The organism is uncultured Desulfosarcina sp. (assembly GCF_963664155.2).
Classification (GTDB): domain Bacteria; phylum Desulfobacterota; class Desulfobacteria; order Desulfobacterales; family Desulfosarcinaceae; genus Desulfosarcina.
Map to the genome: position 1 here is coordinate 3,363,790 of NZ_CAXXXH010000001.1, position 14,379 is coordinate 3,378,168.

Here is a 14,379-nt window from a genome sequence, read left to right on the forward strand (position 1 = left end):
GGACATTAGACAATGAAAATGTCAAATGCCAAATGCTGGAATCCTGTCGATTTAAGAATAAGATCTCCCTAATCCTTCAATTGTCATTTGGGCTTTGATATTTGACATTGTCCGCATTATTGGCGCTGGCCGAGGCTCTTGACGTAGGCGATGGCATGCCAGCGATCCTCGACGGCCATGGTCGTGTCCAGGGCCGGCTGCCGTCCGCCGGGGATGCCGTAGCTGATCTCTTTGAACAGCACGCCCTCGGGCATGGACTGTATCCGGTTGCTGCGAAGGTCGCCGGGCGGTGGGGCAAAGCTCTGGCCCACGGTGCCGTAGCCATCGAAATTCTTGCCGTGGCAGTGGATGCAGTAATATTGGTAGGCGATTTTGCCTGAGGCGATGGCTGCCGTTTCATTGAGCGGAAAAGGCGCTGCGATTTCCTCGGCGGCTGCGGAGCGGAAGAGTGCCTCACCACCGTTAACGGGCATGCTGCCCGCCGCCATGACCGGGATGGGGTTTTCGTAGGGTTTGATGCCAGGGGTCTGCCACATGCGTCCCACCGAAAGGAAGTTGTCGTAACCGGTGATCACGCCCCAGGCCACCAGGGCAATTGTCGAAACGATCAGGCCGACTGACAGTATGCGAACCATTTATTCTCCTCCGGCCCCTCTGACGTGCTGCGGGTTGGGCAGCCGCTGGTATACGGCATAGGGTGACGATGCCGGTACATCTTTCACCGGGCGATAGGCCCAGGTGGGCTGACCCATGTCCGAGACCACATAAAAGGCCAGAAACCCTTTAAACAGGATGACGCCCAGCATGACGCCGAGCCATAGCCAGGTTCTGAGCAGGGATTCGTGATGATGGTCGTCGTTCATATCAGATTTTTACTCCCCATATGCCGTGCATGACAATGTAGAAAAAACCCCAGATGAAGGTCCCGGCGATGATCAGCATCATGAACAGGGGGTAGGGCGCGTCGCGCTCCTCGATGCCGTCGGCATAGCGGCCGGTGATTTTTTTCTTGCGTTCCTCGCTGTCCTTGCCATGCAGGTGAGCAAAGGCCAGGCCTACGCCGAAGACCACCATGAAGATCAGGGCCGGGAACAGCCACGCCATGGTATGCTGGAAACCCAACAGTTCATAAAATCTCATGGGTGTTACCTCTTATTTGCTGAAATACAGGGCAAAAGCCAACACCGTCGTTGTTGCGCCAATCCCCGCCATCGCCAGGAAAAAGAGTCCGTAAATTTCAAGCCGATTGAATCGGCTGGCTTTGACCGGTGGTCGGTCGTCATCGTCCCGCAGAGGCAGAAATCGCGCCCGCTGCTGGTCGGTGAACTGACCGGTCTTAAAAGCCCAATAAAACACGACCAGACTGATGGTCAGGCCGATGGTTATATAGGCGATGAAGTAAGGATAGTACATCGTTGTTCAATTCCAAATTTTAAATTAAGAATTCCTCATCAGGGTTCGTAAGCGGCATCGATTCCCTTTGGTTCCATGTTGGCGTCGCTGTCGTTGATGAAATTGACTGCCACATAGTTGCCGACGTCCCAGATTTTTTCCGACTCCAGTTCACGTTTGAAGTAAGGCATGGCCGTGCCGGTGATGCCGTTCATGATCTGATAGTAGAGGATTCCGCCGCTGATTTCCCTGTTTTTCAGGATGGTAAAGTTAAGGGGCGGCGGATAGATCCACGGCTGGGCCGGGCCCATGCCGTCGCCCACCGGACCGTGGCAGCCCAGGCAGAAATCCTGATAAATTTTATGCCCTCGTGCCAGTCCCGCCTCGCTGGTGGGATAGGGGTTGGGCACATCGCGCCATCCTTGGGGAATATGTTCGCTAAGCCACTGCACGTTGGCATCCGGTCCGGCTTCATAGGCCTTGGTGGCTTCCAACTTCCAGAATCGCTGACGCTGCATGCGTCGGTCGGCGTCCTTCATGCCCAGGCTTTGTACGTAGCGGATGAGGTTGCCGGTATTGCCGTCGCCCAGAAATCTGAAAGCCGGCATGATGGACAGCGGCCGCGTGTAGCGGGGATTGGTGAAGTGGGCGGCGTGCCAGTCGTCCGGGTGTTCGCCGCCATCCTGGGACAGGTCCGGCCCGGTGCGCTGGGAACCCAGCAGGATGGGGTAGTCGGCCACGTAGTCTCCGGCCTGGGCGATGCGTTCGGCGCCCAGCCCCCAGTCGATGGTGCGGATGGACTGGCTGTGGCAGTAGACACAGCCGTTGGCGATGTAGAGTTTCCGACCGGCGGCTTCGTCTGCCGCCCGCTGGCGGAAAATGTCCGATGGCGCGGTCTGACTGGTGTTGACATAGGGCAGCAGGATTACCACGAACACAATCGTGGCCAGGATGAGCAGTGAGCCGGTGACTACGGCAAGGGGTGTCATTTTCATGATGACGCTCCGGTCTTTCCGAACAAGGAACGGACAATGTTATAAAAGCCCAGGACCGCGCTGGTAAAGATCATCAACCCCAGGCCCGCGCGCACAACGTAGTAAACGTGGATTTCCGGCAGTACGCGGTAGACGGTTTCGCCGTTGAGCCAGGCGTTTCCCTGGATCAGGCCGGCGATGGTCAGCACCACGGTGAATCCGACCATGCCGATCAGGACCATCCAGTATTGGAAGTCGGCCAGAAAACGGCTGTAGAGGGGTTTCCCGGACAGTTTCGGTATCGTGTAGTAAAGCCCGCCCAGGGCGATCATGCCGGCAAAGCCCAGCACCCCGATGTGGGCGTGGGCGACCACCCAGTTGTTGAAATGGGTTACGCGCTGGACGTCGGGCAGGGCCATGAGCGAACCCTGGATGCTGACGAAGAAGTACATGATGGTGCCGGTGAAGACGAATTTGGCACCGATGTCGGCGTGGATTTCACCCAGTCTGCCCTTGGCCGTGTACCAGATGTTGATCAGAAAGGCCATGACCGGGATCACCATGGCCACGCTGTCCACGATGGCTACCACCTTGAGCCAGGTGGGCACCGGTACCTGCAGCAGATGGTGGGTGCCGATGTGGGTATAGACCACGATCAAGGCCCAGAAGCCCAGCAGGGAGAGGGTGTGGCTGTATAGGGGAGCCCGGCAGGCGCGGGGGATCACGTAGTAGGCCACCGCGGCCGAAAGGGGGGTCAGCAGCAGGCCGAAGACGTTGTGGCCGTAAAACCACAGCAGGATGGCGTCGTGGATGCCTACTAGTGCACCGCTGTCGGGTTTCCAGATCACGTTGCCCAGGGCGAAGGTGCATGCGGTGAGGATGATGCCGGCCAGCACGTACCACACCGAGACATACAGGATCGGTTCCCGGCGGTATTTGACGGTCATGATAAAATTGTAAAAGATCAGGCCGAAGGCGGCCACCACCATGATGTCGATCGGCCAGATCAACTCCGCATATTCACGGCCCTGAGTAAAGCCGGCGGCCAGGCTGGCCACGGCGCCGATCAGGGCGACGTTCCAGGCCACCACGGTAAAGACGCCCAACCGTTCACTGAACAGGCGGGTGCGCAACAGCCGGGGAATGAAGTAGAAGGCCGCCGAGAGCAGACCCGGGGTGACGAAGCCGAAGAGCACCAGGTTGACGTGGGTGGGCCGCACGCGTCCAAAAACGATGCCTCCGATGTTCTCGGTCAGGTCCGGGGCCACCAGTTCCGTGGCCCCCAGCAGTCCGAAAAAGGTGGCGATCATCATCCAGAAGGCGGAGGTTAAGGCAAACCCCTTGGAAGTGGTGTTGGCGGATTCAAGGGTTTGGGTTTCAGCGGCCAATGGCGACTCCTTGCAATTTTTAATTTTGAATTATGAATGTTGAATTAATGGTTGCGGTCCATTTTTAAAACGATAGAATTCCTCGATTCAAAATTCATAATTGTAAATTTTCAATTAACTGTGGCAGGCCAGCCAGCAGCCCAGATTGACCTTTTTCTCCCGGTGGCATTGGATGCAAAAGCCCATTTGGAACCGTTTGCCTTTCAGGCGGTCCATCTGCCGCACTTCATCGTGGCACGATTCGCAGGCGATTTCCTTTTTGATATGCCGCTCATGGTTGAACAGCACATGTTCGGGCAGCAGGTAGACTTTTACCCACGGCGTGGGGGTATCGGTGTTGAAATAGTTGTGCTCTTTTTGTATTTCTGGATGGTTGGCAATAATATAATTATGGCAGTAGAGGCACTTCTCCACGGGCGGCAATCCCGGATTGATGGACCGGTCAACGTAGGAATGGCAGAACCGGCATTCGATAGCCTTGTGGCCGGCATGGAGGCGATGGCTGAAGGGAATGGGTTGAGCGGCACCGATGCGGGTGGCCGGCGATGCATAGAAAAAGAAAAGGAATCCCAGTACCAGCACCACGCAGGCAGACACCCAGAACATGGGTCCCCGGTTTAGCCAGACCTGCGCCAGCGTCTCGCCGAATGCGGTGATAAAACGCATGGGCCGTCCGCGGGTGCCGATCAGGATGACAATCACGGCGAGGGTGAGCAGAGAAAAAGAGGTAATCAGAATTTCCATTATTGAAACTCAGGTGGTTAGGGGTTTAGGTTGAAGACTGAAGGCTAACCGCATCTCCTATTCAATCCCACAATCCCTCAATTCGAAATTCATCAATCATTAGGTTGATATCCCATTTCCCGTAACTCTCGTCAATCGGCCGAGGGAAACATGGACGGGGCCGGCAGGCGCCCATTCCATTTCTCAATCAATACGTCGACTTTTCATCGTCTGCCCCTAAACCCCTTCAACATTCACCCTATCCACCATATTTCCCTTCAGCAGTTCGGGAAACTGCTTGAAATAAGTCGTTACGGCGGCGGCCAGCAGACCGAAGAATCCTACGGCCACGGCCGCTTCCACCCAACCCAGCGGCAGGTGGTGGACATGGTGGTGAAAGGCGGGTCCCAAGAGCAGGTAGTGCTCCAGCCAGATGCCGGTCATGATCGCCAGGCAGATCCCGATCATGGCTTTGGGCATGGTTTTTATCCGCCGGTTGATCAGAATCAGAAACGGCGCGACGAAGCAGCCGACGAAAATGGTCCAGGCCAGCGCGTTCCAGGGAGCGGCCATGGTGCGCTCAATGATGTAGGCGGTCTCTTCGGGGATGTTGCCATACCAGATGACCACGAACTGGGCATAGAAAAAATCGGCCCACACCAGACAGAAAGCGAAAAAGAGTTTGCCGATATCGTGGAACTGATGCTCGTCGACATGATAGTCGTTTTTCTTGCTCAGATGTAAAAGGGAGCTCAGGACGATCAGAGCCCCGAATCCGATATAGACGGCTTTGACAAACGTGTAGGCACCGAAAAGGGTCGAGTACCAGTGCGGGTCCGTGGCCATGATCAGATCGTAGCCCACCAGGGAGAGAACCAGGGCAAAGGCCAGCAGATAGAGGATGCCGAAGACGGTCATGCGGCCGGCCAGGCGCGCCTCGTCGGGCGGATGCCGATCCCAGCGTGCCAGCAGCCGGCGGCCGAAGTAACCGGAGGCGCCCCGGGCTTTCAGAGAGAAGTAGAGCCGGTGGTACAAAAAGGACAGGCCGAGCCCGTAGAGCAGGCAGAGCCCGACCAGGTCCCGTTCGAACAGGAAAGGCAGGTTGAGCCAGACCTCCTTGCCGTGAAGGTCTTCGTGCAGCCAGGGAAAGATATGCTGGCGGCCGAGAAACAGGATCACGAACAGCAGCAGGGAAACCGGGAAGAAGGCGGCGAAGGATTCGGCCACATCTGCCAGTGGCCCGCTCCATTTGGCTTTAACGGTATGCATGAGGGCCGAGAAGAGCACGGCGCCCTGGGCGATGGCCGAGAAGAAAAGAAAGTTGAGCAGGTAAGCCTGCCAGGCCCGGGCCGGGTTGCCGACAAGGGCGACAACAATGAAAATCAGAAACCCGACGGCGGCCAGGGTGTAAAAAATCTTCATCAGCGGCAGTGGTTTTTCCTGATTGGTTAATGCTTGCGTTGACATGCTCGCCTTTCAAATCTGACTTTTTCCGTGTTCGTCTGCTTTTCAATCAGAAATCAGTTTTTATCTCGGCGCCTTTTTCCTCGAAAAAACGAGTCAATTCCTCCTGCTCGTCGGCACTGCAGCGGGCCAACACCCCGAAGTGACCCCCGGAAAAGCGCTCATCGTAGCCCGGCTGGGTATCAAACCGCGGCAGACGGGCCTGGGAGATCAGCCCTAGGACGTTGCCTAATACAGCGAACAAAATGGTGAATTCGAATCCCACGATAAAAAAGGGAACCAGCGCCACCACCGGTTTGCCGCTGACGATCAGCGACCAGCGCATGGAAGTGAAGGCCGCCAGCAAAAACCCGGAGAAGAACCCGACGATGCCGCCGGCCAGGGTAAACCAGCCCACCCGGCTCTTGGGCGGTTCCAGGGCGTGTTCGATGGCGTGGCTGGGGATGGGGCTGTGGACCCGCTCGATGGTCCAGGGAGTTTCCCGCAGCCCGTCAATGGCCGACGCGGCGCGGCGTTCGCTGGAAAATATCCCCATGATGGAAACCGGTTCAGCCGGCATGGGACGCTCCTTCATGCAGAGTTTCTTTCATTTCGGTCATGGAGACCGACGGCATGTGTTTGACAAACAGCACGAACAGGAAAAAGAAGAGGCAGAAGCTGCCGATCATGATGCCGAATTCGATCAGGCTCGGCGAGTAGAGCCCCCATGCATGAGGCAGAAAATCGTGGGCCACCGATCCGATGATGATTACGAACCGTTCATACCACATGCCCACGTTGACCAGCAGGGAGATGACGAAGAGGATGCGGATGTTGGTGCGCACTTTTTTAAACAGCAGAAACAGCGGAATGATGGTATTGCAGGTCACCATGATCCAGTATTCCAGGGCGTAGTCGCCCAGGGCCCGCCAGCGGAAGGTTTCCATCTCCACCGGGTTGTGGCTGTACCAGGCGATGAAGATTTCGGTGGCGTAGGCAAAGGCTACGATCAGACCGGTGAAGACGATGGTTTTGGCCACACTTTCCAGGACGCGGTCGGTGATGATGGCTTCGTATTTGAAGATCATGCGCAGAGGGATCATCAGGGTGAGCACCATGGCTAGACCCGAGTGGATGGCGCCGGCTACGAAATAGGGGGCGAAGATGGTGGTATGCCATCCGGGTACCACACTCAGGGCGAAGTCCCAGGAGACCACACTGTGGACCGAGATGACCAGCGGGGTGGCCAGGGCGGCGAAAAAAAGATAACCGCGCGTGTAGTGGCGCCAGATTTCGAATTCACCGGTCCAGCCCAGGGAGAGCACGGTGAATATTTTGCGCCGCACGCCATGGGCACGGTCGCGGATGATGGCCAGATCCGGTAGCATGCCGGTGTACCAGAACAGGCTGCTGACCGTCAGGTAGGTGGAAATGGCCACCACGTCGAACATCAGCGGGGATTGGAAGTTGGGCCACAAGGTTCGCTGGTTGGGAATCGGCAGCATGTAAAAGACCATCCAGACCCGTCCCAGGTGGACAAAAGGGAACAGACCGGCGGTGCACACGGCAAAGACGGTCATGGTTTCGGCGGCCCGGGCGATGGGGTTGCGCCATCCGGCCCGGAACAGGTGCAGGATGGCGGAAATCAGCGTTCCCGAATGGGCGATCCCCACCCAGAAGACGAAATTGATCAGATAGGTGCCCCAGTGCACCGGGTTGTTCTGGCCACCGACGCCGATGCCTACCAAGATCTGGTAGAGCCAGCACCCCGCGCCCATGAGCACGCCGGCAAAAAGCAGGGCCACGAGTGCCCAGTAGCTGCGCTGGGGCGGTGTCAGGGTGTCCAGAACCGTATCGTCAATTTTGCGGTAGGTGAGTGTCTGTTCCATTGCTACCTTTATTCTATCCCGGATGATTTGGAATCAGCAAAATACAAGCACCAAATCTCAAACAAAACACAATCCAATTAAACGGTTTGAGTCACTTTTTTAAGGTAAATCACCGCCGGTTTGGTATTTAGGTATCCCATCACCTGATAGGCCCGCGGATCCTTGATCAGTTGGCTCACCCGGCTGGCCGGATCCATGAGACTGCCGAAGGTCAGCGCCCCGGTGGGGCAGGTCTGGGCGCAGGCCGGCACTACCTCGCCGTCGCGGATGGCCCGCTTCTCGTTTTTGGCCGTGTTATGGGCGGCCTTGATGCGCTGGATGCAGAAGGAGCATTTCTCCATCACGCCCTTGCTGCGCACGGTGACGTTGGGATTGAGCTGCATCTGCAGCGGCTTGGGCCACTGCCAGTCGAACCAGTTGAAACGCCGTACTTTGTAGGGGCAGTTCTGGGCGCAGAAGCGCGTGCCGATGCAGCGGTTGTAAATCTGGTTGTTGAGCCCCTCTTTGGAGTGGTGGGGCGCATAGACCGGGCAGACCGCCTCGCAGGGGGCGTTGTCGCAGTGCTGGCACATCATGGGCAGGAAGGTGACCCGGGCCATGTCTGCCGGGTCTTGATATCGCTGGATCTGCAGCCAGGCCATCTCCCGGCCTTCAATGATGCGCTTCTCACCGACGATGCCGAGGTTGTTCTCCGCATAGCAGGCCGCCACGCAGGCCGTGCAGCCAATGCAGCGGTCCATGTCTACGATCATGGCCCAGCGGTAGCCGTCATGGTCGTGGGGCGGGTAGAGATCCCGTTCGGGGTCGTACCCCTCGGGGGTCGGCGGGGTCAGGGGAAAGGTATCCATGGTCAGTCCCGGCTTGTCGTGGCCGGACTTGTGGCCGATCTGTTCGATGGCCATGCTGAGGGCGATCTTGCGGCCCAGGGAGACGCGGCTGCCCGAGGTGGCGGCCAGCGACATGCGCGTGCCGGTGATTGCCATGCTTACCAGTGGTGTCGCGAACGACGGCGCCCCTGCGTCGGCATTCACCGATGGATCCAGAACCGACAGCGGGTTGACGCCCTGGCCGCAGGCCCAGCGGCCGAACGTGGTGTGGCCTAGTCCGGCAGGCACCACAACGGTTCCCGGGAAAACCCCCGCGTAGGCATAAACCGGCACCTCGATTTCTCCCGCGTGGGTCTCCAGGACGACCATGTCGCCGTCCTTGATGCCGCCGGCGGCCATGCGGTCCGGATGGATCAGGGCCGGGGTCTGCCAGGCGATCTGGGTGAGGGTATCCGGGATTTCGGCCAGCCAGGGCCGGTTGGCGCCCCGGCCATCGAAAAAACGGATGGAGGGCGGGGCCATGAGCACATCACCCGCTTTAGGCTCCGGCAGGGCCGCCAGGCAGGTTTTCAGGGTTGCCGCCGCTCTCAGGTTAGCCTTGGGGCTGCCTCCCGTAGTGCTGTTGTCACTGAATCGTCCTCCTTTCTGAATCGTTTTCAGCCAGGCCGCGGCGGTCTGACTGCCCTGGCCGGCCAGAACGGATCGGGTCACCAGGGCTTGGTAGTCTGCCGCCGGCCGCTTCTCGGGGGGAAGCAGATTGAGCAGCAGGTCTCCCAACGCGGGCGCCTGGGTGATCTTTCCCATGGTGGGCTGCAGGGTGGCCATCGTGGCGCTGTTGCTTTCATAAGCATCCCAGGTTTCCAGGGCCAGCTGCACCGGAACGATAAGATCGGCGAGGGCTGCTGTCTCATCCATAAAATTGGAAAAGGCCACCACGAAGCGCTTTTTGTCGCTCAGGATTTTGGCGATGCGGTTGCCGCCGGGAATGGAGAAGACCGGGTTGACATTGTTGATCAAGACCAGCTCCACGGATTTTTCATCCATGGCATCGAATGCGTCCAGTACCGTGGACCGACGGTCGGCGATCTCTACCCGGTGGCGATTGTTGAAGTCGAACAGGGACAGTTCAGGATCCAGGGCCAGGTTGAGAAAAAGGGCGGCCAGTTCGGCGGCAATTGAATGTTCACCGCCACTGCCGGCGCCCGTGCCCAGAACCAGGGGCCGTTTTGCCGCCAGCAACTGCCGGCCGACGACGGACTGGTCTTCAACGCTGACGCCCGACAACCGGGCCACCGCTTCGGGGGTGTACGCTTCGGTCGCGCCTGCCAGCGCATCCCGCAGATTCCGGTTCACTTGGCGGCCGTTGGCGTCATCGATCACCAGGCGGACCAACCCCATGATCACTGCGGCCTCGGTGCCGGGCCGGCAGCCAATCCAGCGGTCGGCATTGGCGCCGGTGAGGGATTGGAAGGGGCTCACCTGGATAAACACCCCCTTGCGGCCATCGTTCAGCTGATGCATGGACTTGAATTTGCGTGCGTATTCCACCGGTGAGAGCCAGGTCTCCAGAAAATCGGCGCCGAACCCGAGCAGCACATCGGCCCGGTCCATGTGCAGAACCGGCAGGACGGGGTCGCCGAAGAGCTGCTGGTGAGCAAACTTCAGGGACTCATAGGCCAGGGGTTCGAAGACGACGGGCGGCGGGCTTTTGAAGGTTTGCAGTACCGTGGCAAACAGGTCCAGTTGGGTCCGGCCCACGGTTTCGGTGACCATGGATATGCGGCCGGACCCGCGATTGGCTGCTGCCCCGGCCTTTTTCCGGATTAACGCCTCGGCTTTATCGAAAGGGATTTCCTGCCACCCCTTCTCCGTTTTGAGTTGCGGCATCCACAGCCGGTCGGGATTGTAGAGCCCCTGGAGGGCCGCCTGGCCCCGAATGCAAAGCGTGCCCCGGTTGACCGGGTGCAGGCCATTTCCTTCCAGTTTGATGACGCGTCCCTCACGGTTTTTGGCCAGCACCCCGCAGCCGGCAGGACATTCGCGGCAGGTGGACGCATACCAAGATTCCTGACCGACGACCATATCTTCGGTCGCCCGGACCATGGTGAACAGATTGTCTTCGGATTTGGCTGAGCAGCCGGCGGCCACGGCGACGCTGCCCATGGATGCAATCTTGAGAAAAGTTCTGCGATTCATACGTGATGCCCGTTCGTGCCAGGTTCCCCATGCCGATGACATGGGTTGATCGGGTCCGGTACCCATCCTGTTGCCGATGGATGGTTCAGTATCAGTGAGATTTTCAACCCGTGGTTAGCGGGGCGGTCGTTCTGTCGGTGAATGTCGGGAATAAAACGGTTTGGCGCAAAGTTGAAATTACGATATCAAAAGGCGGATGGGCTTGTCAATCGGTTAGCGTGAGAACCGATGCTATAAGCATATGATTAATATAAGGATTGATAGATTGTAGGAGCGGCTTCCAGCCGCGATCAGTCTTTGGTCTTCCGTCATTCGACTTCAGCCTATATGTGGGGTTGCGCCACAGGCCTTACCGGACAATCCGTTTTTAATTAGAAGGAGCCATCCAGCCAGACGCCGCTGCGCAGGCGCCAGGCGATGGCTGGGCCCGCGGTCAAGATCGTGAAACCGATCAGGGCGATGGATATCCGCCAAGCGGCCTGCCGGATGCGTTTGTCGGCCGGTTCCTTCAGAACCGGGATCCGGCCGCGGGTGCGGTCGGCCAGCCAGAGGGCCACGCTTTCCGTGACGACCACGGCCATACTGGCGAAAATGAAGAATCCGGCGCCGCGATAATCCGGCAGAAACAGGCACCAGGGGCAGGGGTGGGAGAGGACCTGATAATAATAGGCGGACCACACCTGTTTGACGGAAACGGTAGCCCCGACGGACCAGAGGAGGGCAATGGCGCATCCCAGGGCACCCGATCCGCGACCGGGGCGGCGGATGGCAGATACCGCCAGGACCAGCAATGCCGCACCGCCCGCCAGGCTGCCCCAGAGGCAGATCGGCGCCAGCCGTTTCATGGCAACGGATCCGGGTGCGTTATCGAGTACCTGGTCGTACACGGCCGCGCAGCAGCTGACCGGGGGAACGTTTTCGATCCGCATCAGGGCCTGCCAGGAGAAGAAGATCGCCAGGACCAGAAAAGGGGCTGCGCCGATCATTACCCGCGCCCCGGTCCGGGTTAAAAGCCCTTCGGGGTGATGGCTGTCCAGGCGGTCGAGGGTCCGCCAGCCATACAGGACCATCAGGGCGGCGCCCCAGAAAACCATGGCCCGGCTGCCGTCGGTTCCCATGGCCTGAAGGACGCCGGTACCGCACATGGCACCGGGTATAATCCGGTGCCAGACCACGGCAATGCCCACAAGGCCCAGCACGGCGGCTGCCGACAGGCTGCCCAGGGCCCAGTGCCCCAGCAGGGCAGCCATTTCCGCATGGCGTTCCCGCTGCAACTGATCGACATCCGCACGCGCCGGGCGCCAGTTCAGTACCACATCCACAGCCTGAAGGGCGCCGGTTGCGTAAAGCAACCCGCCGGTGGCCGCCGCCATCCAGAATGCCCAGACCAGGGGATGCCAGATCATGCTGGTTCCTGACTGGACCGGTTCCGGGTCAATGCTGCCGAGGCCAGATGAAACCGTCGGTCAACCCGGTTTGACGATCGCATCCGCGGGTCGTGGGAGCAAATGACGACCACCGCTCCTTCACGGGCTGCATTTTCTAGCTGTGCGCCGATCCGCGATGCATGCTCGTCGTCTTGAAAGGCGGTGGGCTCGTCGGCCAGGAGGTATCGGGGCCGGACCACCAGTGCCCGGGCTATCGCGACTCGCTGGCGCTGTCCGCCGGACAGGGCACGTGCCGGCGCGTCGGCCAGGCCCGACAGGTCGGCGTCCGTAAGCTGCCTGAAGATTTCATCCTGCATGCGGAACCAGGGAATTTGTCTCGGGATCATGGGTAAAAGGAGATTTTCCGCCACAGTGAGGTCCGGTATCAATGCGAGATGCTGAAACACGATACCCACCTGCCGCCGCCAGGGATCGCGGTGACGTGACGGCCAACGGGAGACCGGTTGGCCGTCGGCCCACACTTCGCCGGCCGTGGGGCGCAGCAGCCCGGCCAGCAGATGCAAAAGGGTGCTCTTGCCGCTGCCGGTCTCTCCGGTCACCAGGTTGACCGTGCCCGGAGCAAACTGCGCATCTATCGATTCCAGCACAAAAGAGGCGTCGGCCTGTTTTCCGGGCCACCTGAAATCCAGCTGGCGGCAGTCCAGTCCGGTGTTCAATCCCATGGGGCCGCCTGAAGCATGGTCCAGGGAGCACCGGCCGCTCCCCTAAGGCAGGTGAGAAAAACAGTGGCCAGAAAGGGCAGGCCCACCATGGCAGCGATTTCGAGCATGACAAGCGGGGCCCCGGTATCGGACAGGGTCAGCGCCGGCAGGTGCTGGCCGCCGGTGATCCAAAACGCGGTGACCCCTGCAGCAGGCGGATAGAAGACCGCGGCGTAAGCCGACCCCAGGCCCAGTACCACTGCCGGACCGCCCACGAGGGTCGCCTTGGTAATTTGAAGCCGAACGATGTCTGCGGTGGTCCACCCCATGGATTTGAGCAGACCCCAATGGGATTGCAGGCCGGTGGTGTCGACGATCGTTCCGGTGATGATCAACAGCATGGCCAGCAGAGCCGGGATGCCGGCCACCACCGCGATGCCGCCCGTGCGGACAGCCCGTGTGTGATGACGCAGTGCGCTGGTGCTGCGGTCGGTGATTCGCACGGGCCAGGGAAAGGCGGCGGCCAGATCGGCCTGGATGGCCTGCTCCTCCTCCCGCCGGAACAGGTGGACGGCCAGGTCGCTGGCCTGGTCCGGCGCCAGTCCCAGCAAATGGCGGGCATCCTCCGGGGTTGTCCAGACCAGGTCATGGGTGGCCAGACCAGTGTCGGCCGGGAATGTGTCTATGACATCCAGGGTGACGGGGCTGCGGCTGCCCAGATTCAAACGGCTGCCTGACAGGCGTCGGGCGATGCCCCGGCCCACCACGGCCTGGCCGTTGGCCGGGACCTTCAGCCCTTGGCGCACATTTTCAGGGATGATGCCATCGGTGGCCACGACGGTAACCGGACCTTGCGGGCCTGTTACCACGCCCCACAGGCGGGGGGTGGGGTCGAGCGCACCGGGAATTTTACTGGATAGGGCCACCGCGGTTCGGGCCGGAATGGGAGCCCATCCGCCGGCATCGATTCGCCGGACGACGAGATCCGGAGCCTGGTTGACGAGCCGGGCCCAGGTCGCGTCCAGTGCTTGGCTGAACAGCAGGGCCGTGGCGGCCACAAAAACGAGGCTGGCCAGGCAGGCAAACAGGAGCGTGGACCGGCACGGATGGCGCAGGACTTCCCTGGCGGCCCAGATGGCCATGGGCGAATAGCCGGGTTTGTGCATCACGGGTCCGTTTCCAGGCCGGGAGAAAAGCGCAGGTCAACCGCCGGATTCACCGTTTCCGGGTGACGCAGGGGGCTGCCGGCAGTATGCAGGGCCGGTGTGGAGAGGGAAAGTGCCTGCATCCACGCCCTTGCGGCGCGATCTTGACGGGGAACCCGCAGCAGCCAGTCGGCGCCGGCGGCCAGAACTACCAGCGTGCTGGCGAGGATGGCGATGGTCAACAGGCGCCGGGCACCCCGGCTCGGCGCCGGCGGCCGATGGGTTTTCACTTCGGGCAGGTGTTTCATGATTC

At 59.9% G+C, this 14,379-nt stretch carries 15 protein-coding genes; all 15 read right to left on the reverse strand.

Annotated features, from left to right (window positions below):
- Nucleotides 1–116 precede the first annotated feature (116 nt).
- Nucleotides 117–635 carry a c-type cytochrome gene (locus ACHZBS_RS15275; protein WP_319407382.1) on the reverse strand — a complete coding sequence of 173 codons (519 nt, stop codon included), beginning with the start codon at nucleotides 633–635 and terminating at the stop codon, nucleotides 117–119.
- The gene (locus ACHZBS_RS15280; protein ID WP_319407383.1) at nucleotides 636–863 is read right to left on the reverse strand and encodes a hypothetical protein; all 228 of its coding nucleotides are present in this window, start codon (nucleotides 861–863) and stop codon (nucleotides 636–638) included.
- 1 nt (nucleotide 864) lies between these two features.
- Entirely contained in the window at nucleotides 865–1,140 is a 276-nt protein-coding gene (locus ACHZBS_RS15285) for a cbb3-type cytochrome c oxidase N-terminal domain-containing protein (RefSeq protein ID WP_319407384.1), read from the reverse strand.
- 12 nt (nucleotides 1,141–1,152) lie between these two features.
- Nucleotides 1,153–1,413 carry a hypothetical protein gene (locus tag ACHZBS_RS15290; protein ID WP_319407385.1) on the reverse strand — a complete coding sequence of 87 codons (261 nt, stop codon included), beginning with the start codon at nucleotides 1,411–1,413 and terminating at the stop codon, nucleotides 1,153–1,155.
- 38 nt (nucleotides 1,414–1,451) lie between these two features.
- A complete protein-coding gene (locus ACHZBS_RS15295; RefSeq protein ID WP_319407386.1) occupies nucleotides 1,452–2,387 on the reverse strand; it encodes a cbb3-type cytochrome c oxidase subunit II in 936 nt (311 codons plus the stop codon).
- On the reverse strand, nucleotides 2,384–3,754 hold the full coding sequence (locus ACHZBS_RS15300; RefSeq protein ID WP_319407387.1) for a cbb3-type cytochrome c oxidase subunit I: 1,371 nt from the start codon (nucleotides 3,752–3,754) through the stop codon (nucleotides 2,384–2,386). The genes ACHZBS_RS15295 and ACHZBS_RS15300 overlap by 4 nt, the downstream gene beginning before the upstream one ends.
- Nucleotides 3,755–3,868: 114 nt before the next feature.
- A complete protein-coding gene (locus ACHZBS_RS15305; RefSeq protein WP_319407388.1) occupies nucleotides 3,869–4,498 on the reverse strand; it encodes a cytochrome c3 family protein in 630 nt (209 codons plus the stop codon).
- A 216-nt stretch (nucleotides 4,499–4,714) separates the two neighbouring features.
- The gene (locus ACHZBS_RS15310; RefSeq protein ID WP_394707994.1) at nucleotides 4,715–5,899 is read right to left on the reverse strand and encodes a hypothetical protein; all 1,185 of its coding nucleotides are present in this window, start codon (nucleotides 5,897–5,899) and stop codon (nucleotides 4,715–4,717) included.
- Between the two features lie 91 nt (nucleotides 5,900–5,990).
- Nucleotides 5,991–6,500, reverse strand: coding sequence for a DUF3341 domain-containing protein (locus ACHZBS_RS15315; protein WP_319407390.1), 510 nt, complete (start codon nucleotides 6,498–6,500; stop codon nucleotides 5,991–5,993).
- Entirely contained in the window at nucleotides 6,490–7,809 is a 1,320-nt protein-coding gene (gene nrfD, locus ACHZBS_RS15320) for an NrfD/PsrC family molybdoenzyme membrane anchor subunit (RefSeq protein WP_319407391.1), read from the reverse strand. The genes ACHZBS_RS15315 and nrfD overlap by 11 nt, the downstream gene beginning before the upstream one ends.
- 77 nt (nucleotides 7,810–7,886) lie before the next feature.
- Complete coding sequence (locus tag ACHZBS_RS15325) at nucleotides 7,887–10,832, reverse strand: 4Fe-4S dicluster domain-containing protein (protein ID WP_319407392.1); 2,946 nt, start codon at nucleotides 10,830–10,832, stop codon at nucleotides 7,887–7,889.
- 371 nt (nucleotides 10,833–11,203) lie between these two features.
- Nucleotides 11,204–12,238 (reverse strand): hypothetical protein, encoded by a 1,035-nt coding sequence (locus ACHZBS_RS15330; RefSeq protein ID WP_319407393.1) that lies wholly within the window; start codon nucleotides 12,236–12,238, stop codon nucleotides 11,204–11,206.
- Entirely contained in the window at nucleotides 12,235–12,942 is a 708-nt protein-coding gene (locus ACHZBS_RS15335; protein WP_319407394.1) for an ATP-binding cassette domain-containing protein, read from the reverse strand. Before ACHZBS_RS15335 ends, ACHZBS_RS15330 begins: the two co-directional genes overlap by 4 nt.
- Nucleotides 12,933–14,090: a hypothetical protein gene (locus ACHZBS_RS15340; RefSeq protein WP_319407395.1), complete on the reverse strand. Its 1,158-nt coding sequence runs from the start codon at nucleotides 14,088–14,090 to the stop codon at nucleotides 12,933–12,935. Before ACHZBS_RS15340 ends, ACHZBS_RS15335 begins: the two co-directional genes overlap by 10 nt.
- Nucleotides 14,087–14,374 (reverse strand): hypothetical protein, encoded by a 288-nt coding sequence (locus tag ACHZBS_RS15345; RefSeq protein ID WP_319407396.1) that lies wholly within the window; start codon nucleotides 14,372–14,374, stop codon nucleotides 14,087–14,089. The genes ACHZBS_RS15340 and ACHZBS_RS15345 overlap by 4 nt, the downstream gene beginning before the upstream one ends.
- Nucleotides 14,375–14,379 lie beyond the last annotated feature (5 nt).

Excerpts from the sequence above, each read along its gene's own strand:
- ACHZBS_RS15275 (WP_319407382.1), bottom strand. The coding sequence starts at position 635 with ATGGTTCGCATACTGTCAGTCGGCCTGATCGTTTCGACAATTGCCCTG.
- ACHZBS_RS15280 (WP_319407383.1), bottom strand. The coding sequence starts at position 863 with ATGAACGACGACCATCATCACGAATCCCTGCTCAGAACCTGGCTATGG.
- ACHZBS_RS15285 (WP_319407384.1), bottom strand. The coding sequence starts at position 1,140 with ATGAGATTTTATGAACTGTTGGGTTTCCAGCATACCATGGCGTGGCTG.
- ACHZBS_RS15290 (WP_319407385.1), bottom strand. The coding sequence starts at position 1,413 with ATGTACTATCCTTACTTCATCGCCTATATAACCATCGGCCTGACCATC.
- ACHZBS_RS15295 (WP_319407386.1), bottom strand. The coding sequence starts at position 2,387 with ATGAAAATGACACCCCTTGCCGTAGTCACCGGCTCACTGCTCATCCTG.
- ACHZBS_RS15305 (WP_319407388.1), bottom strand. The coding sequence starts at position 4,498 with ATGGAAATTCTGATTACCTCTTTTTCTCTGCTCACCCTCGCCGTGATT.
- ACHZBS_RS15310 (WP_394707994.1), bottom strand. The coding sequence starts at position 5,899 with ATGAAGATTTTTTACACCCTGGCCGCCGTCGGGTTTCTGATTTTCATT.
- ACHZBS_RS15315 (WP_319407390.1), bottom strand. The coding sequence starts at position 6,500 with ATGCCGGCTGAACCGGTTTCCATCATGGGGATATTTTCCAGCGAACGC.
- nrfD (WP_319407391.1), bottom strand. The coding sequence starts at position 7,809 with ATGGAACAGACACTCACCTACCGCAAAATTGACGATACGGTTCTGGAC.
- ACHZBS_RS15325 (WP_319407392.1), bottom strand. The coding sequence starts at position 10,832 with ATGAATCGCAGAACTTTTCTCAAGATTGCATCCATGGGCAGCGTCGCC.
- ACHZBS_RS15330 (WP_319407393.1), bottom strand. The coding sequence starts at position 12,238 with ATGATCTGGCATCCCCTGGTCTGGGCATTCTGGATGGCGGCGGCCACC.
- ACHZBS_RS15335 (WP_319407394.1), bottom strand. The coding sequence starts at position 12,942 with ATGGGATTGAACACCGGACTGGACTGCCGCCAGCTGGATTTCAGGTGG.
- ACHZBS_RS15345 (WP_319407396.1), bottom strand. The coding sequence starts at position 14,374 with ATGAAACACCTGCCCGAAGTGAAAACCCATCGGCCGCCGGCGCCGAGC.